This window comes from Exiguobacterium sp. HSB13, assembly GCF_056764755.1.
In genome coordinates this window covers 161554-178091 of the sequence record NZ_JBUZOM010000003.1, presented here as the reverse complement: position 1 = coordinate 178091, position 16538 = coordinate 161554, and the positions used below count along the sequence as shown (strand labels likewise).

The 16538-nt window shown below is 47.4% G+C and carries 18 protein-coding genes and 2 riboswitches; of the genes, 11 read left to right on the top strand and 7 right to left on the bottom strand.

The window, feature by feature from the left end; genetic code table 11:
• Window positions 1-87: 87 nt before the first annotated feature.
• Window positions 88-266: riboswitch (Lysine riboswitch) on the bottom strand.
• A 93-nt stretch (window positions 267-359) separates the two neighbouring features.
• Together ACZGCQ_RS14470 and ACZGCQ_RS14465 are read right to left on the bottom strand one after the other, a co-directional pair.
• Complete coding sequence (locus ACZGCQ_RS14470; protein ID WP_047394122.1) at window positions 360-1097, bottom strand: uracil-DNA glycosylase family protein; 738 nt, start codon at window positions 1095-1097, stop codon at window positions 360-362.
• Between the two features lie 124 nt (window positions 1098-1221).
• Entirely contained in the window at window positions 1222-1542 is a 321-nt protein-coding gene (locus tag ACZGCQ_RS14465) for a heme oxygenase (RefSeq protein ID WP_023469797.1), read from the bottom strand.
• 89 nt (window positions 1543-1631) lie between these two features.
• On the opposite strand from ACZGCQ_RS14465, the gene ACZGCQ_RS14460 reads away from it, so the two are divergent.
• From ACZGCQ_RS14460 to ACZGCQ_RS14440, 5 genes are all read left to right on the top strand, one after another.
• Window positions 1632-2291, top strand: a complete 660-nt coding sequence (locus ACZGCQ_RS14460) for a class I SAM-dependent methyltransferase (RefSeq protein WP_481266683.1) — start codon at window positions 1632-1634, stop codon at window positions 2289-2291.
• A gap of 12 nt (window positions 2292-2303) precedes the next feature.
• On the top strand, window positions 2304-3185 hold the full coding sequence (locus ACZGCQ_RS14455; RefSeq protein ID WP_481266682.1) for an ABC transporter ATP-binding protein: 882 nt from the start codon (window positions 2304-2306) through the stop codon (window positions 3183-3185).
• Window positions 3182-3988, top strand: a complete 807-nt coding sequence (locus ACZGCQ_RS14450; RefSeq protein ID WP_029342975.1) for an ABC transporter permease subunit — start codon at window positions 3182-3184, stop codon at window positions 3986-3988. The genes ACZGCQ_RS14455 and ACZGCQ_RS14450 overlap by 4 nt, the downstream gene beginning before the upstream one ends.
• Before the next feature lie 124 nt (window positions 3989-4112).
• A complete protein-coding gene (gene rlmN, locus ACZGCQ_RS14445; RefSeq protein ID WP_023469793.1) occupies window positions 4113-5186 on the top strand; it encodes a dual-specificity RNA methyltransferase RlmN in 1074 nt (357 codons plus the stop codon).
• A gap of 63 nt (window positions 5187-5249) precedes the next feature.
• Entirely contained in the window at window positions 5250-6686 is a 1437-nt protein-coding gene (locus ACZGCQ_RS14440) for a DEAD/DEAH box helicase (RefSeq protein WP_481266681.1), read from the top strand.
• 21 nt (window positions 6687-6707) lie between these two features.
• Here ACZGCQ_RS14440 and ACZGCQ_RS14435 read toward each other — a convergent pair whose 3' ends face one another.
• From ACZGCQ_RS14435 to ACZGCQ_RS14415, 5 genes are all read right to left on the bottom strand, one after another.
• Complete coding sequence (locus ACZGCQ_RS14435; protein WP_481266680.1) at window positions 6708-8024, bottom strand: NAD(P)/FAD-dependent oxidoreductase; 1317 nt, start codon at window positions 8022-8024, stop codon at window positions 6708-6710.
• A 76-nt stretch (window positions 8025-8100) separates the two neighbouring features.
• Window positions 8101-8736 (bottom strand): nitroreductase family protein, encoded by a 636-nt coding sequence (locus ACZGCQ_RS14430; RefSeq protein ID WP_023469790.1) that lies wholly within the window; start codon window positions 8734-8736, stop codon window positions 8101-8103.
• A 49-nt stretch (window positions 8737-8785) separates the two neighbouring features.
• Window positions 8786-9421: a nitroreductase family protein gene (locus tag ACZGCQ_RS14425; protein WP_050678777.1), complete on the bottom strand. Its 636-nt coding sequence runs from the start codon at window positions 9419-9421 to the stop codon at window positions 8786-8788.
• 1 nt (window position 9422) lies between these two features.
• Window positions 9423-9878, bottom strand: a complete 456-nt coding sequence (locus ACZGCQ_RS14420) for a MarR family winged helix-turn-helix transcriptional regulator (protein ID WP_029342970.1) — start codon at window positions 9876-9878, stop codon at window positions 9423-9425.
• Window positions 9879-10032: 154 nt separating this feature from the next.
• Window positions 10033-10698: a YczE/YyaS/YitT family protein gene (locus tag ACZGCQ_RS14415; RefSeq protein WP_481266679.1), complete on the bottom strand. Its 666-nt coding sequence runs from the start codon at window positions 10696-10698 to the stop codon at window positions 10033-10035.
• Between the two features lie 151 nt (window positions 10699-10849).
• Here ACZGCQ_RS14415 and ACZGCQ_RS14410 point away from each other — a divergent pair, with 151 nt between their 5' ends.
• The 6 genes from ACZGCQ_RS14410 (at window position 10850) to ACZGCQ_RS14385 (ending at window position 16525) form a co-directional block, all read left to right on the top strand.
• Window positions 10850-11635 carry a DUF817 domain-containing protein gene (locus ACZGCQ_RS14410; protein ID WP_029342968.1) on the top strand — a complete coding sequence of 262 codons (786 nt, stop codon included), beginning with the start codon at window positions 10850-10852 and terminating at the stop codon, window positions 11633-11635.
• Window positions 11636-11722: 87 nt separating this feature from the next.
• Entirely contained in the window at window positions 11723-12988 is a 1266-nt protein-coding gene (locus tag ACZGCQ_RS14405) for a DUF2325 domain-containing protein (RefSeq protein WP_481266678.1), read from the top strand.
• A gap of 63 nt (window positions 12989-13051) precedes the next feature.
• On the top strand, window positions 13052-13690 hold the full coding sequence (locus ACZGCQ_RS14400) for a DUF975 family protein (protein WP_481266677.1): 639 nt from the start codon (window positions 13052-13054) through the stop codon (window positions 13688-13690).
• A gap of 110 nt (window positions 13691-13800) precedes the next feature.
• Window positions 13801-13903: riboswitch (SAM riboswitch) on the top strand.
• 74 nt (window positions 13904-13977) lie between these two features.
• The gene (locus ACZGCQ_RS14395) at window positions 13978-15036 is read left to right on the top strand and encodes an LLM class flavin-dependent oxidoreductase (protein WP_481266676.1); all 1059 of its coding nucleotides are present in this window, start codon (window positions 13978-13980) and stop codon (window positions 15034-15036) included.
• The gene (locus tag ACZGCQ_RS14390; protein ID WP_481266675.1) at window positions 15033-15980 is read left to right on the top strand and encodes an ATP-grasp domain-containing protein; all 948 of its coding nucleotides are present in this window, start codon (window positions 15033-15035) and stop codon (window positions 15978-15980) included. The genes ACZGCQ_RS14395 and ACZGCQ_RS14390 overlap by 4 nt, the downstream gene beginning before the upstream one ends.
• 77 nt (window positions 15981-16057) lie before the next feature.
• On the top strand, window positions 16058-16525 hold the full coding sequence (locus ACZGCQ_RS14385) for a hypothetical protein (protein WP_350464469.1): 468 nt from the start codon (window positions 16058-16060) through the stop codon (window positions 16523-16525).
• The last annotated feature ends 13 nt before the right edge of the window (window positions 16526-16538 follow it).

The following is a 16538-nucleotide window of genomic DNA, read 5'->3' as shown; positions in this document are numbered from 1 at the left end:
ATGGCTTAAAGATGAGACCCCGCGGCACAAAAAAAGCAAGGGCACCGGCAACAAAGCCGACACCCTCGCTGGATGCGTCTTTCTTAGCCGAATTGGAGCGCTCCATACAAGTACTATGTATGGCAATCGATCGGGTGTTTCCCGAATCGACCAACGACGATATGTTAGACACATACTGTCATTTCGGCGATGTCACCTTTCCTGTAGTCGTCTTCGTTGTCATCCTCGGACCAAGTACTGATTGAAATCGCGCCTCTACCTCATCGATAGAATAGTCATATTCTGTTCTTATGGACACTTTATCATGTATTTCAGAAGCGATTCAACCATATTTTCTGATAATTTAATACAAAAACGATTTATTCAGCAAAATGTTGAATGAGCTGTTTCATCAAATAGGCTTGATTTTCCTCGAATTGCTTTTTCCGATGACCATTTGCACCAGAGGGATGAGGGAATCCCGAAAGAAGCTGATGCTGTTCGATTCGTCCGTCATGAATCAACCCACGGACTTGTGTCTCGACGACACGACCGAGCGGAATCAATAGCGCCGGTTCGCGTAGCTGATTGATTTCAGCGACGAAGTGTTCTTCTGCATAATGTTTTAGCAAAGGACTACGGCTGATTTTCGGTTGATGACCCGAGTAATTCTTTTCGCGATAAAAGACGGGTTGCTTTAACAGCGACGTCGGTTGCAATAATTTTTGATGTTGATGAAATAAGCTAGCTGTCGTCTCAATTCCGAGCAATGCTGGAAGTTCGAGTGTATCAAGCATCTGAACGAGGTTACGTCGCATCGTTCCAGCAAAGCTTGCTGTATATTTGACGAGGCGTGCTGTCTCTTCTAATGAAACACCATGATGGAGGGCATCCGTCGCTTCTTCGAAAGCGATTCGCATCTGTTCAAAACCTGGTGTGATCCCGATAATAACGACTTTTGCTTCAGTATTGACGTATTCGCCAATCGGAGAGTAATAGACGGTCAGTTCGTTCTCCTGTTGCAATAAAAAATCGTCCGTCCATAATTCATCACGTCGTAACGTACGATCGTCAGGTAAGCTACGAATGGCTTGTTCAAATATAGTTAATGAATTCATGAAGGACCCTCTCTCTGTGTAATGGCACTATGATAACAAATAATACCATTTGAGACAATTCGACCCTTTCACTATTTTTGTAAAGGTATATAAAAAAGGACTCGAGACGAGTCCTTTTCGTGCATCATGCGCGTTCTTTAACCGAAGCGACTTCATAGGTCAGAATCTCGCTGCCGAGCATTGGCGATTCTCCAGCTTCACTACTCGCAGGTCGACTATGTGACGCTTTAAAATCGTCACTCTCCCGCCACGCTTGAAAACTCTTCATATCTTCCCAGTACATGTTGACGTTCATTTCATCGTGTTCTTCGATATTTTGCGTCAATAAGACCTCGACGCGGATGAATCCGTCCATCGTATCGAGTCCACTTGGACGCGTAAAACGAGGAGCGAGAGCTGCAGCCATCCCTTTTTTGACTTTAATCCGGTTCGTAACGACGATCATCATAAAATCCCCTTTCAAAAAACGAGTAACGTACTTCTTCAGTATAGTACGATGAGGGAAAGAATGCCGGAAAGAAGGAACAAAAGACGATGAATGAACAGGAATATGATCAACGATTACGAATCGAAACCATTGAGATGCAACACCTTTATGGTGTATTTAGTCACTACAATCGCTATGAACCGACGCCTTATGCGGCACTCGACGAATTATGCGAAACGTATTTGTTTCAAAAAGAGGACACTGTCATTGATTTCGGGTGTGGGAAAGGGCGTTTAAACTTTTACTTACATGACCGATTCGATTGTTCCGTCATCGGAATCGAGATGAACGGACAATTTTACGAGGACGCACTTCGGAATATGGCGAACTACCAAAGTCGACGGAAGCGGCGTTCCGGAAGTTTGCGATTTGAACAGACGTATGCCGAGCAGTATGCCATTCCGAATGAGGCGAATAAGTTTTATTTCTTCAATCCATTCTCTTCACAAATTTTCATGAAAGTGATCGATCACATTTTAAGTTCGGTCGAACGTTCCCCGCGTTCGGTTGATCTCATCTTGTATTACCCGACCGATGAATACCGGGAGTACTTGGAGCGCCATACCGTATTCGAGCAAATCGATGAGATTCGATTACGAGACTTCTACGAAAAAAATCATGACGAGCGGTTCGTCATCTATCGCTTTGATCCGAACAAACTGCTTCAAAACGGGTATCAATACAGTGATGAGAAAAATAGGGGATGAGGAGGTCGGACGATGATCCGTTTGGAGCATGTCACGAAAGAGTTTGCACCGGGGCGTGGAATATTCGATGTCAGTTTTACAGTTGATCCGGGTACGATATTCGGTTTCATCGGACCAAACGGATCTGGAAAATCAACGACACTCCGACATTTAATGGGACTACTGGCGGCGGATGCTGGAAAGGCGACGATCGGTGGTTTTGATTGCTGGAAGCAAAGTAAAGAAGTGAAGCAGTTGGTGGGTTACTTGCCGGGGGAGATTAGTTTACCTGGAGACATGACAGGAGCAGACATGCTCGATTTGATGCAACGACTACATGGTAGCGACCCGACACGGCGGCAACTGTTGTTGAAACGATTTCCGTTTGAGACGAAGACGAAAATCCGCAAGATGTCAAAAGGGATGAAACAAAAACTGGCACTAGTCGGTTGCTTTATGAAGGATGCATCGGTCTATCTACTCGATGAGCCAACCAGTGGACTTGATCCTTTGATGCAAGAGCGTTTTTTAGAGTGGATCGAACAGGAGAAGCATGCTGGAAAAGCGATTCTGATGAGTTCACACCACTTTCCGGAGATGGAAAAATCGTGCGATCGAGCGGCTTTAATCAAAGCAGGGCGCATCATCGTCGAATCGGATATTCATGAGTTGGTTCGATCGAGTCGAAAGACGTATACGATCGTCTTCCGAACGGAGGTGGAAGCAGCACAGTTCGCGATGCAAGTCGGTGTTGAACCGAAGCGGCTAGAAGTCAGTTTTCAAACGGACGAGACACTGAGCTTAAATCAGGCGATCGCTTATTTGACCCAGTATGATGTACGGCTGATTCGTCCGTCAGCAGATGATCTAGAACAGGTCTTCTTGCATTATTATGGAGAGGAGGAATCGTCGTGATAGTGCTGATCCGCTCTTTATTCAAGCAGGTCAGAAAGCCCGTGCTTGCTTATGCGATTGGAACGAGTCTCTACTTATTGATGCTTGCGTTGCTTTATCCATCGATGATGAAGACCGGTTTGCTAGAAGCGAAGCTAGAAGCGTTACCTCCGGAAGTCTTAAAAGCATTTCAATACGATAAGGTGACAGGATTCGATAATGTACTGGATCTGCTCGGTGGGAACTATTATGGACTGATTTTTCAAGTCATTGCGAGTCTATTCCTGCTCTCATTAGCAGCGCGCCTCGTTGCGCGACCGATCGACAACGGAGAGCTGATCGTCTATCTCGCAGCCCCGATCACACGGAATGCGTATACGTTTGCTGTCGCGATCGTCATGGGTATCGCAAGTATGGTTCTCGTAGGACTGAATGGACTTGTCTTGATGGTGGCTGACTGGTGGATGACAGATATTTCAATCAATGACGTCATCTTATGGCGGATTCAACTCAATGCGCTATTGTTACTCTTGGCGATCGGTGCCTTTACGTTATTCGTTGCGACGTTATTTGATGAAGAACGTCGTGCTTTTTCGCTTGCCGGTAGTGTACTGGTTCTATCGATCGTCCTGACGATTCTGTCGGAACTAAGTGACAAGACGGAGTGGCTCCGTTATCTATCCGTCTTCTCCTTATTCAACACGACGCAACTATTAGAAGGAACCGATCATTTTCTTCTTCACTCCATTCTTTTACTCATTCTCTGTCTCGTGTTCTTGACCGGGGCATTTGTTCAATTCGGGCGTCGGAGTCTGTCGATTTGATCGAAAGTGGCGCAAAAACTTTACAGAAAGTGAACATTTAGGATTTGAACGTTGCGTCACGCGCTGATTTTTACTAAGATAAAGGAATGTTGTAGTTCTGGAAAAAGAAATGAGGTCTTTCGAAATGAATAAACCATCCATTTATGGATTAACGCTTGAGCAGATGACAGAATGGTTATCGAATCAAGGGCACAAACCATTCCGTGCCAAACAAGTATGGGATTGGCTCTACCGTAAACGTGTCACGACTTTCGCGGAAATGACGAATGTCAACAAGGATTGCCTTGAGTTGTTAGATCAGAGTTTTACGATTGACTCGATGACAGAAGCGGTCAAGCAAGAATCAGCAGACGGAACAATCAAGTTCCTTTTCAAATTATATGATGGCAACTTGATTGAAACGGTTCTGATGCGTCATAAGTACGGTCTTTCTGTCTGTGTTACGACGCAGGTTGGCTGTAACATCGGCTGTAGCTTCTGTGCAAGTGGTCTCATCAAGAAGAGCCGTGACTTGTCAGCAGGCGAAATCGTCGAGCAGATCATGAACGTCCAGCATCACCTCGATGCCGTCGGTAACGAAGAACGTGTCAGCCACGTCGTCGTCATGGGTATCGGTGAACCGTTCGATAACTTCGACAACATGGTCGACTTCTTGAACGTCATCAAGGACCACAATGGTCTTGCGATCGGCGCGCGTCACATCACGGTTTCAACAAGTGGTTTGGCAGACAAGATCTACAAGTTCGCTGACTTGAAACTCCAAGTCAACTTAGCGATTTCGCTTCACGCACCAAACAATGAATTGCGTACGCAAATCATGAAAATCAACCGGGCGATCCCGCTTGAGAAATTGATGCCAGCGATCGACTATTACGTTCAAACGACGAACCGTAAAATCACGATCGAGTACATCTTGCTTCGTGGCGTCAACGACCAAAAAGAACATGCGGTCGAACTTGCGAAATTATTTGAAGACAAACGTCACCTGACGTATGTCAACTTGATTCCGTACAACCCGGTCGATGAGCACGGTCAATATCAGCGCAGTACGTCTGAAGACATCACGACGTTCTACGATACGTTGAAAAAGAACGGCTTGAACTGTGGTGTTCGTCTTGAGCACGGAACAGACATCGATGCTGCGTGTGGTCAATTACGTAGTAAGCAAATCAAAAAAGATAAAGTAGCATCCAAATAATTCGTTGGGCTTCTCATCGTTTCGGTGGGAAGCTTTTTTTACGATAAGAAATGAGGACATTCTATGACACGTACACAATTTAATGATTTTAACTTAAGCACACCGATTCTCGATTCGATCGAGCAACTCGGTTACACGACACCAACCGAAGTCCAACAATCGGTCATCCCCGTAGTATTATCCGGAAAAGACGTCATCGTCAAATCACGGACGGGGAGCGGAAAGACGGCATCGTTTGCGATTCCACTTTGTGAACTCGTCGAGTGGGAAGAAAATAAACCACAAGTCTTAGTTTTGACACCAACACGTGAGCTCGCCTTACAGGTCAAAGAAGATATCATGAATATCGGACGCTATAAGCGGATCAAAGCGACAGCGGTCTTCGGCAAGCAACCGTTCCGCGGGCAAGTGACGGAGCTCAAACAAAAGACACACGTCGTCGTCGGAACACCAGGGCGTGTACGCGATCATATCGAGCGGGGCACGTTATCACTTGAGAAAGTCCGTTACGTCGTTTTAGATGAAGCGGATGAAATGCTGAACATGGGCTTCCTCGATCAAGTCGATGCCATCTTGTCCGAGTTACCAAAAGAGCGGATGACACTGTTGTTCTCGGCGACCTTCCCGGAAGATATCGAACAGTTGAGCAAGCGCTACATGGATGCACCAAAACGAATCGAAGCAGGCGAGACGGTCGTCTCGACGATCACACATAGTTATATTTCAGTGACGGATAAGACAAAATTCGCGATTTTGAAAGATGTTCTCGTCGCTGAAAATCCGGATCGCTGCATGATTTTCTGTCGGACGAAAGAACACGTTGATTTCGTCGCGAATGGTCTCCGCGCCCATGACTATCCGGTTGAAGCAATTCACGGTGGAATGGAACAAGACGATCGACTCGATGCGATGAAAGCCTTCCGTGCCGGGAAGTTCCGAATTCTTGTCGCAACAGATGTCGCGGCACGTGGGATCGATATCGAGAACATCACGCACGTCATCCAGTATGATCTCCCTGTCGAACGAGAAAGCTACGTTCACCGGACCGGTCGGACGGGGCGTGCAGGAGCAGCAGGACAAGCAATCAGCCTCGTCACGCCGGCAGACGAACGTCGCCTGAAGGAAATCGAGCAGTATCACGGGAAACTGACACGTCGCCAAGCACCGACAGAAAAGGACTTGATGCGAACAGCGGATGCATTCGAGGAGAAGATGGCGACGGAAGATACGCGTTCTTCGAAAACGGAGCAGCTTGATGCGGACATCATGAAATTGTTCTTTAACGGCGGGAAAAAGAAAAAACTCCGTGCCGTCGACTTTGTTGGAACGATTGCGAAGATTGAAGGCGTCACAGCCGACGACATCGGCATCATCTCGATTCAGGATACGTTGACGTATGTCGATATCCTCAACGGGAAAGGTCCGCTTGTTCTCCGAGCGATGAAGACGACGAAGGTCAAAGGGAAACAATTGAAAGTGTACGAAGCATTCAAGAAATAAGACAAGCCGGTCATTCTCCGCTTAGGCGAAGAGGGACCGGCTGTTTTGCGTCAAGGCATGCCCAAGATGGAGTCCACTTGCGGCTGCTTGGGCAAGAGAGTGTGTGGCACCGGAACAATCTCCGATCGCATAGACACCGGGACATGTCGTCTCAAACGTCTCTGACGTCTCAAGCATCGGTGCGTAAAACTTGCCGTCTAGTCCATAAAGCAACGTATCTGCTGGAAGTTCCGTCTCAAGGAGTTGCTCAAGGCGGTCTAAAAACCCTTCTAAAACGAGCAGGTCTTCTGCAGGCACTTCCGCGTGTAAATCTCCAGGGGAAGCAACCAGCGAAGGGATGATTCCGTTATGAAGCAATTGATCTGTTGTCGTCGTTTGCGATTTTCGAAAATCACCGAGTCGTTGAACGACGATGCGATCCTGCCCTTGATTGATTCCTCCGATGACGCGCGTGGCATACTCATTCGCTTTAGCTAGTGTTGAAAAATAACGCGGGAGAAATAGTGTAAAGTTCAGATTTGTCGAGCCGTCTGCCGTCTCGTGGACGTTTTGACCGTCCGGCATAACGAGTCCTTCTTGATATTTGCGAATGATCCGTCCGCGCGGATTCATGCAATAGGTGACGGCTTGACCGTAAGGCGAGTCGTAACCGAGCTTCGTCTCGAACGTCTCCTGTAACAATGTCCGAAATAGTGCCTCATCCGTCTCAATCCGCACCCCGAGATCAAGTCGGGTCCTCTGTGGGGTGACACCAAGCGTCGCTAACTGTTGCAACGTAAAGTCTGCACCAGAACGACCTGTCGCGAAAACGATTCGTCGACTCAGAAAGGTCTCGTCCGCTGTTTTAATCGTAAACGGCTCTGATTTTGTGATCTGCTCGATTGTCGTTTCGAACCGGGCATCGAGTCGTGGCAATAAGGTGTCTTCAAACGCCGTGAAGACGACAGCGGTCCGTACTGTGCCTAAATGACGGACGGTCGTCTCGACCGTATGCAGACCGGCGCGACGGGAACGAGACGCTACAGTAGGGGAATGCGTGGAATAGGTCTCAACCGCTCCTCCACCATATGTACATAAGAGATCATCGACTTCTTGGAACAGTCGCCGTGTCGTCTCTTCGCCGATTTTTGAGACGAGTTCGCCGCCGAATCCCGTTGCATAATTGAACTTTCCTTCTGATTTGCCAAGCCCTGCGAATCCAAGATACGCATCTTCTGCCGTTCGTTCACGGATTGGTTTTCCGGCGTCAATCAATAAGACGCGTTGCCCATCTTCAACAAGCTGATGAGCGAGAAAAATTCCTGCCACACCGGCTCCGATAATCGTCACATCATACATCACAGACGCCTCCTTTTCTTTGAGTATACAAAAAAGCCGGATTCCTGTGAAAGGAATCCGGACTGGGTGATATCGCTTATTTCCACTCAGCGATGTCAGCGATTGGTAGACGAACCGATGGGTATCCTGCGTCAACTGCTTTACCGATTGAAAGCAGCATGACTGGAAGATAACGTTCTTTTTCAAGACCGAATGCTTCTGCGATTTGGTCTTTTTCGTAACCACCAATTGGGTTTGTATCGTAACCGTGTGCACGAGCGACGAGCATCAATTGCATTGAAACGAGACCTGAGTCGATCAAGATGCTATCACGCAATGTTTCAACATCTTCTGGACGGTAGAAACCTTTGATGGCTGGTACTTGGCGATCGCGTACTTCTTGTGGCATAAGACCTTTTTCAACAGCCATATCGTAAATTGTCTCGATGCTATCGACCGCGTTCATGTCACCGAAGACCGCGATGACAGCAGAAGATGTCTCGACTTGGACTTGGTTGAATTTCGCAAGTGGTGCGAGCGTTGCTTTACCTTCTTCGCTATCGATGACGAGGAAACGCCATGGTTGCATGTTGACTGAAGATGGAGCAAGTGTTGCTTCTTCAAGGATTTGTGTCATTTCTTCTTTTGAAATTTTTACGTTCGTGTCGTAGTTACGAATCGAGCGGCGTCCTTTAACGATTTCCATGAAGTCCGTTGTTGTTTGAGTAGTCATAATTATTCAATCTCCCTTGTGTGTGTTCTCTTTTTATAGTGTGAAAAACTTATTTCCAGTCTGCGATGTCGTTGATTGGCAGACGAACAGATGGGTATCCTGCGTCAACCGCTTTACCGATTGATAGCAACATGACCGGTACATAACGCTCTTTTTCAAGACCGAATGCTTCTGCGATTTGGTCTTTCTCGTAACCACCGATTGGGTTCGTATCATATCCGTGTGCACGAGCGACGAGCATCAATTGCATCGAGACGAGACCCGAGTCGATCAAGATGCTGTCTTTTAAATCGTTCGCTGATACGCTGCTGTACATGCCTTGGATCGCAGGTACTTGGCGATCGCGTACTTCTTGCGGCATGAGCCCTTTTGCGACAGCTGTATCGTAAATGTTTTCGAGTTGATCAACCGCGTTCATGTCACCGAAGACGGCGATGACAGCAGAAGATGTCTCGACTTGGACTTGGTTGAATTTCGCGAGTGGTGCGAGTGTCGCTTTGCCTTCTTCGCTATCGATGACGAGGAAACGCCATGGTTGCATGTTGACGGAAGAAGGTGCGAGTGTTGCTTCTTCAAGGATTTGTGTCATTTCTTCTTTTGAGATCTTCACGTCTGTATCGTAGTTACGGATCGAACGGCGTCCTTTGACGATTTCCATGAAGTCTGTTGTTGTTTGCGTTGCCATATTAAATCGACTCCTCTTTTAATTTAGGTAATGTGTCGGCGTTCGCTTCGATGCGTTGAATCATCTCAGCTAACGTCCGTTGTTCTTCAGCAGAGAATCCTTCGAGTAGGTTCTCGAGGAACTCATCTTTTTGTTCGCGTAATCGTGCAATGCGCGTCGCCCCTTGCTCCGTCAAGGAAACAAGAATCACCCGATTGTCAGCAGCTGAACGTTCACGAGCAATCATCCCGGTCGATTCCAGGTGCTTCAGGTGACGGGTCACTGCCGCATGATCGACATTGACGCGTTTTTGCAGTTCCTTTTGACTGATCGTTTGGTCGACTTGCAGTTGAGCAAGTAAGTCCATTCGAGTCTGACTGAATCCATCCGTACAGAGATCGAATTTTTGAGCAATCGTCTTATTGACGGAGACGAGTGCATAGATCAAACGTCCTTTTTCGTTGCAGGAAATACTCAATCCATCACATCCTTCCCTTCGTTCGAAGAAACCTTTGACGTATCAAAGATTGATATGTAAACGAATATAACGTGTTTATTTTGGTGACGCAACTTATCTGCTTCTGACATAAAAAAAGATATCATTCACGCAGAATGATATCGAGTCAGGCGACTTAACTAATTTGGCGTTCAGACGCTGAAAGTCCTTTTGCATCAATCGCTGCAATGATCCGGCGGAAATAGAACAACCAAAATTGCAGGAACGGTCCGATTAAGAAAATCGAGAGGATCGTACCGAAGAAAACAGGTCCCCCAAGCAACCAGCCAATGCCGCATGCCGTAACTTCCATGATCGTCCGCATCAGACGAATCGACGTTCCAAAGCGCTCTGCAAGCGTCAGCGTCAACCCATCACGTGGACCAGCCCCGTATCCGACAGCGACATACAGACCAGCGCCCATTCCAATGATAAAGATCCCGAAAACGAGCCAGAGTGTATTCAACCAGATCGATTCAAAAGACGGTAAGAGATGAGAACCAAGAACAAGATTCATGAAGACACCGACGAAAATCGCGTTGACGAGCGTTCCGATTTGCGGTGTGACACGGTCTAACGCGTATTTAACGAACACGAGTAAGAGACCAACAAGCAAGATGATCGTTCCGACGGATAGTGGTGTCTTCTTTTGAAGACCGAGATGCAACACGTCCCACGTCGAGACACCGAGTTCAGCCGTGATCATCATCGATGAGCCGAGAGCGAGTAAAAATAAACCGAGTAGGAAGAGTCCCCACTTTAACGTAGCGCGTAACAACCAGGAAGCGCGATGACGCGTCATGTCTGGCACCTCATTTCTTAAAAATAATTGATTCGTTAACTGTATCATGAGGAAAGTGGAAGAAGAAAGACGAAATTTTCCGTTTTTTCCATCTTAAGAAGGAGGGGAAGGTCAAAAGAGAAACGTATACTGAAGAAAAAGGAGGGATAGAATGAAAGCGATCCGGCACCTGATTCGTTTTACATATATAGAAGCCGTCTGTTGCGTCTTTCCCGTGATGATTTTCGCAGCGCTTGCTCTTTCACGTTATCTTCCTACTGAACCGGTTGCTCGATACGATCTCCTGTTGCTCTGGTGTATTCTCGTCCAAATCGTCTTACTCGTCACGCGTTATGAAACGATGGAAGAATTCAAACTGATCTTATTGTTTCACGTCATCGGTCTAGCACTTGAACTGTTCAAGGTGAACGTCGGGTCTTGGAGTTATCCGGAAGACGCTTTGACGAAAGTGGCTGGTGTTCCCTTATATGCAGGATTCATGTATGCAAGCGTCGCGAGCTATGTCTGCCAGGCGTTTCGGCGATTTCAATTACGATTCATAGCATTTCCTCCCCCGTGGCTTGCGATCAGCGTCGGCAGTCTCGTCTATCTCAACTTCTTCACCCACCACTGGATCTTCGATGCACGCTGGCTATTGATGGTCCTCGTCGTCCTTGTCTTCTATAAGTCTTGGGTTCATTTTACGATCGAGCAGACGATCTACCGGATGCCGCTCGTCCTGTCCTTTTTACTGATCGCCTTTTTCATTTGGATTGCAGAGAATATCGTGACGTTCTTTAAAGGCTGGGTCTATCCGCATCAAGAAGGAGGCTGGGCAGTCGTTGATCTTGGAAAATTGTCTTCTTGGTTCCTGCTTGTGATCATCACGGTTTTAATTGTCATCGTTGCAAAATATAAGCGTCAGGATCCGGCTGTGGAAATTCAGCAACGTACCTAAATAAAAAAACAACCCGGTTATTTTTTTGAACTACTTCCACGTTTTTTCGTTGCTATAGTGAAAAAAACGCAAAGGAAGTGGTTACGGATGATGCAACAGGTGTTGGAACGAGCAACTGAATTGGTACAGATGAAATTAGCAGTCGTGGAGCGGTATGAAGATTGGCAACTCTGGCTCGACGAAGTGAACGGAATCGACGAATGGGTCAAGATGTCAGCGTATTATGCACCGCGCGACGTTCAAGAAACACTAGTCATCGACGAAGTGAAACGAGAGAAACAGACCATCGTAATGCCACCACAAGTACCTGTCGAGCCAGTACGCACGCAACGTTATGCCTATACGTTTCAGCGGGGGTTAAAAGGCGGTACTTTACTAGAATGGTCCGGCAGTCATATTTCAGAACGAGACGTCCGCGATTGGAATCTCGAGCACGGCATGGAAGTCCGGGTCCGTGTCGATCGTCAGGATGATCAAAAAACGATGTGCCGTGTTGAAGCCGTCGTCTCGACGGAGCGAATGAGAGAAAATCCGGAACGTGTCGTGTTTGAACAAGCTATCGTCAAGGCACATGGAATCATTGAGGAAACGGTGAATGGTCCACTGCAAGATGAGTCGGGCAGACCGTTTTATTATGTCGTACCGGTAGAAGACATGCGCTATTTCCGACTAGAAGCAGGACAACTCGTCGATCTCGTCATGTGGCGCGGACGGAAAGATACACTAACGATTGCTTGGAAACATCCGTTCACGTATGAAGAGCCGATCGTCAACACATCATCAAACCGTCCATCTGAGGTCAAGCAACCGGTAGTGAAGACGCCTGTGACAACGAAAAAGTCAAATCGGTATGCACGAAAAATGAAACGACAAACGGTGCCGAAAGCTAAAAAAGCGCAGCGTCGCATTCGCATTCAAAAAGAGCAAAAGATTGAACCCATCGTGACGACAGCCGTCCCTGGACAATTGATGGACTTCATCGATAAGACACCGCTAGATTTCACGCGCTTCACAGGAATGCGTCTCATCATCGTTGGAAACGAACAACAGACCGCTGTCTATCGTGAGTTCTTTGCGCCGACGGGGATCGAATTGATTCATCTAGCAGGGGACGCACAGTCCGCGAAAAAGATTGCCTGTCTCGCCAAAAAGACGGATGCGATCGTCGTCGTAACGAGTCGCGTTTCTCATGCGGCGAGTGCACATGTCATCGCGCAGGCGAAAAAGCATGGTATTCCATTCGCGATGGAACGGCTCGACGGTCGACGCTCGTTATACACGGCGTGTGAACGACAGCTTAAGCGTGCCTGGCTCAACCAGCAACGAGACGGGAAATTATTGAAAAAAGAGTGAAACATTAGAAGAATTCGACCGTAAAGTAAGGTGAGAACTTATTTTTCAAGGAGGACCTTACTCATGTCATCTCAATTAAAAAAAGCAGCGAAGGAGTCGCTTAGCGGTCGTTGGGGATTTGCCATCCTCATGTTCGTACTGTTTTCTATCATCCAGAGCGTTCCGACGTTCATCGGACCAGATCCTAACGAAGATCTAAATGCGATGAGTGCGGTCAGTATCATTCTTTCGATTTTATTGATCCCAATCGCAGCGGGTTGGACGTGGGTCGCGATGTCGCTCGCACGCAATGAAGAAGTCAAAGTAGCTGATTTGTTCGAGCCGTATAAAATCTTCGGAAAAGTCATCGGCGTCTCGATTGTGCAAGCGGTCTTCTTATTCCTATGGACACTACTTTTGATCATTCCAGGGATCATCAAGTCGTTCTCTTACCTGTTGACGTTCTACATCCTTCGAGATGAACCATCGGTCGGTATCCTCGAGGCGATCACGCGTTCACGCCAACTCATGGATGGTCATAAGATGGAAGCATTCTTACTCTTCCTATCATTCATTGGTTGGGCATTACTTGTGATCGTTACACTTGGTCTTGCTGTCTTATGGGTTGGACCATACTTCAGCGTCACAATGGCAAAATTCTATGATCGTGTTCGTGGTGAACAAGCACCAGAACCAACATCAGATTTCGTCGCACCATATTAATACCGAATCCCGACATTGCGTCGGGATTTTTCTTTTGGAATAAATCCGATAGGAAAAGACGGTTTAATGGTTGCTTTAGTTCACTGAATTCTGTACGATGAATGCAACACATCTTATCTAGAGAAGTCGAGGGACTGGCCCGAAGACACTTCAGCAACCCCGCTACGGCGGAAGGTGCTACTTCCAGGAAGGGATACCTTCCGAAGATAAGAGCGGACAGGACAAGATACCGTCGCTCTTTTCGAACTTCGAAAAGAGCGTTTTTTTATGATAAGGGGGACGATGGAGTGGAGTATGGTTTTTGGTTACCGATTTTTGGGGGATGGTTACGTAACGTCGAAGATGAACAGATGCCACCGACATTCGATTATGCAAAACAAGTCGCACAAACAGCAGAACGGATCGGCTTCTCGACGACGTTGATCGCGGAATTGAACTTGAACGACATCAAAGGTATCAAGGAACCGAGTCTTGAGGCATGGACGACGGCAGCTGCGATTGCTGCAACGACAGAACGCTTAGAAATCATGACAGCGGTTCGCCCTGGGTTCCATAATCCAGCGACGACGGCGAAGATGGCGGCAAACATCGATCAGTTGAGTGGTGGACGCTTTACGCTCAACGTCGTTTCGGCGTGGTGGGCAGAGGAAGCCAAACAATACAACGGTATCTTCACAGCACACGATGAACGCTATGCTCGGACGAAAGAATTCGTTACGGTCATGAAAGGACTATGGGCAGATGCGTCACCGTATAGTTTCTCCGGTAATCACTACACGATCGAGCAGGCGGAACTTCATCCGAAGCCCGTCCAGCGTCCAGGCATCAAGCTCTACGCTGGTGGAGAGAGTGAAGCTGGAAAGCGGACAATCGTCGAACACTGTGACGCTTATGTTATGCATGGGGGCACTGTTGAAGAAGTAGCCCATAAAATCAACGATATGAAAGTACGCCGTGAAGCGACGGGACACGAACCGCTCGAGAGTTTCGGTCTTGCTGCCTACATCATTTGCCGGGATACGGAAGAAGAAGCACTGCTTGAGTGGCAACGCATTACGGACGTCAAGGAAGACAGTGCCGGTTATGCCGGTTATCAGGATTTCATTAGTAAATCGCAACTGGAGCAACAGGTCGAGCGAAACGATTATTCCGTCTCGAACCGTGGTCTACGACCGAATTTGATCGGAACACCAGAACAAATTGCAGAGCGCATTCTAGCGTTCGAAGCCGTTGGTGTCACGTTACTCTTATTACAATTCTCACCACAACTCGAAGAAATGGAACGCTTTGCTCGTGACGTAATGCCACTGGTCGAAGCGAAACGAAAGGTAGGTCAACAATCATGACAAAAATTCATATTCTCCACGAAAACCAAGAATGGACGGACCATCTCATCAAACGTCTCGAAGAACTCGAGTTACCGTATGAAGAGTGGCATCTAAATGAAGGAATCGTTCCACTCGATGAACTGCCGCCAGAAGGTGTCTTTTACAGCCGTATGAGTGCCTCTTCGCATACACGCGGGCACCGTTACGCGCCGGAGTTGACGGAAGGGGTCCTTGCTTGGTTAGAAGAACACGACCGGACTGTCTTTAACGGAACGCGTGCGCTTCGTCTAGAAGTCAGCAAAATCAATCAGTATACGGCACTACGTAAAGCAGGCATTCGTGTACCGAAGACGACGGCTGCCGTCGGACGCGATCAAATCGTACAAGCAGCAAAAGAGATCGGCGTTTCGTCATTCATCACGAAACACAACCGTGCCGGAAAAGGTCTCGGCGTCCAGTTATTCCACTCGATTGAAGCACTTGAAGCTTATCTCGATGGTCCGACATTCGACGAACCAGTTGATGGCATCACATTGATTCAAGAGTATATTCAAGCACCAGAACCGTACATCACGCGTTGTGAGTTCGTAGGTGGAAAGTTTGTCTACGCGGTCCGAGTCGATACGTCAGAAGGTTTTGAGCTTTGCCCAGCAGATGCATGTGTGATCGACGACTTGTTCTGCCCAGTCGGAGAAGAAGCACCGCAAACTCCAATGAAGTTCCAAATCGTTGAAGGCTTCGATGACCCAATCATTGAAAAGTACGAAGCGTTCCTCCAAGCGAACCAGATCGCGGTCGCAGGCATCGAGTTCATCAAGGATGCGTCAGGTACGATCTATACGTACGACGTCAATACAAATACAAACTACAACTCGGACGCTGAAGCAGCTGCAGGACGCTACGGTATGCTTGAACTAGCGAAGTTCCTCGGTGCAGCCCTTGAAACAAGCACAGTAAAATAAGAATCTGCTCCTACCCTGTTACCGGACGTTACAAGACCGGATGACAGGGTATTTCTATTAAAAAAGGGGGCAGGTGTATGATTACGTGGAGAGAAGAACGACAGCTCGATATTCCGATTGAGGAAGCATGGCACTTGTTTGATCACACGCGACTGCAACGTCTGATTCCGAACGTCGTCCAGCATGAGGTGATTGAACGAAAACCGGGTGTCGTCGGTTCGACATATCGTCAAACGTACATGCAGGGCAACCGACTCGAAACCTATATCGTGACTGATTTAGCCTATACGAACGAACCCGACTTCAAACAAAATACGATTGGATTCACATTAGCACGGATCTTCAAAATCGAAATGACCTTTACGCTCAAACCGCTCGGACCCGATCGGTGCCTGTTGATCTATACGGGAAAAAACGAAGGAGCCAACTTTGTTGGAAAGAGTCTGTTGTCGCTTGGAGGCGAGCGAGAAAACGAGAAAATCGTTCACGGTCTATTGCAACGTGTAGAAGAAGAAGCGGCGAAACAAAAGAAGAACAATGCATGAAAAAACGGATTCC

Excerpts from the sequence above, each read along its gene's own strand:
- ACZGCQ_RS14470 (WP_047394122.1), bottom strand. The coding sequence starts at position 1,097 with ATGAATTCATTAACTATATTTGAACAAGCCATTCGTAGCTTACCTGAC.
- ACZGCQ_RS14465 (WP_023469797.1), bottom strand. The coding sequence starts at position 1,542 with ATGATCGTCGTTACGAACCGGATTAAAGTCAAAAAAGGGATGGCTGCA.
- ACZGCQ_RS14460 (WP_481266683.1), top strand. The coding sequence starts at position 1,632 with ATGAATGAACAGGAATATGATCAACGATTACGAATCGAAACCATTGAG.
- ACZGCQ_RS14455 (WP_481266682.1), top strand. The coding sequence starts at position 2,304 with ATGATCCGTTTGGAGCATGTCACGAAAGAGTTTGCACCGGGGCGTGGA.
- rlmN (WP_023469793.1), top strand. The coding sequence starts at position 4,113 with ATGAATAAACCATCCATTTATGGATTAACGCTTGAGCAGATGACAGAA.
- ACZGCQ_RS14440 (WP_481266681.1), top strand. The coding sequence starts at position 5,250 with ATGACACGTACACAATTTAATGATTTTAACTTAAGCACACCGATTCTC.
- ACZGCQ_RS14435 (WP_481266680.1), bottom strand. The coding sequence starts at position 8,024 with ATGTATGATGTGACGATTATCGGAGCCGGTGTGGCAGGAATTTTTCTC.
- ACZGCQ_RS14430 (WP_023469790.1), bottom strand. The coding sequence starts at position 8,736 with ATGACTACTCAAACAACAACGGACTTCATGGAAATCGTTAAAGGACGC.
- ACZGCQ_RS14425 (WP_050678777.1), bottom strand. The coding sequence starts at position 9,421 with ATGGCAACGCAAACAACAACAGACTTCATGGAAATCGTCAAAGGACGC.
- ACZGCQ_RS14415 (WP_481266679.1), bottom strand. The coding sequence starts at position 10,698 with ATGACGCGTCATCGCGCTTCCTGGTTGTTACGCGCTACGTTAAAGTGG.
- ACZGCQ_RS14410 (WP_029342968.1), top strand. The coding sequence starts at position 10,850 with ATGAAAGCGATCCGGCACCTGATTCGTTTTACATATATAGAAGCCGTC.
- ACZGCQ_RS14405 (WP_481266678.1), top strand. The coding sequence starts at position 11,723 with ATGATGCAACAGGTGTTGGAACGAGCAACTGAATTGGTACAGATGAAA.
- ACZGCQ_RS14400 (WP_481266677.1), top strand. The coding sequence starts at position 13,052 with ATGTCATCTCAATTAAAAAAAGCAGCGAAGGAGTCGCTTAGCGGTCGT.
- ACZGCQ_RS14390 (WP_481266675.1), top strand. The coding sequence starts at position 15,033 with ATGACAAAAATTCATATTCTCCACGAAAACCAAGAATGGACGGACCAT.
- ACZGCQ_RS14385 (WP_350464469.1), top strand. The coding sequence starts at position 16,058 with ATGATTACGTGGAGAGAAGAACGACAGCTCGATATTCCGATTGAGGAA.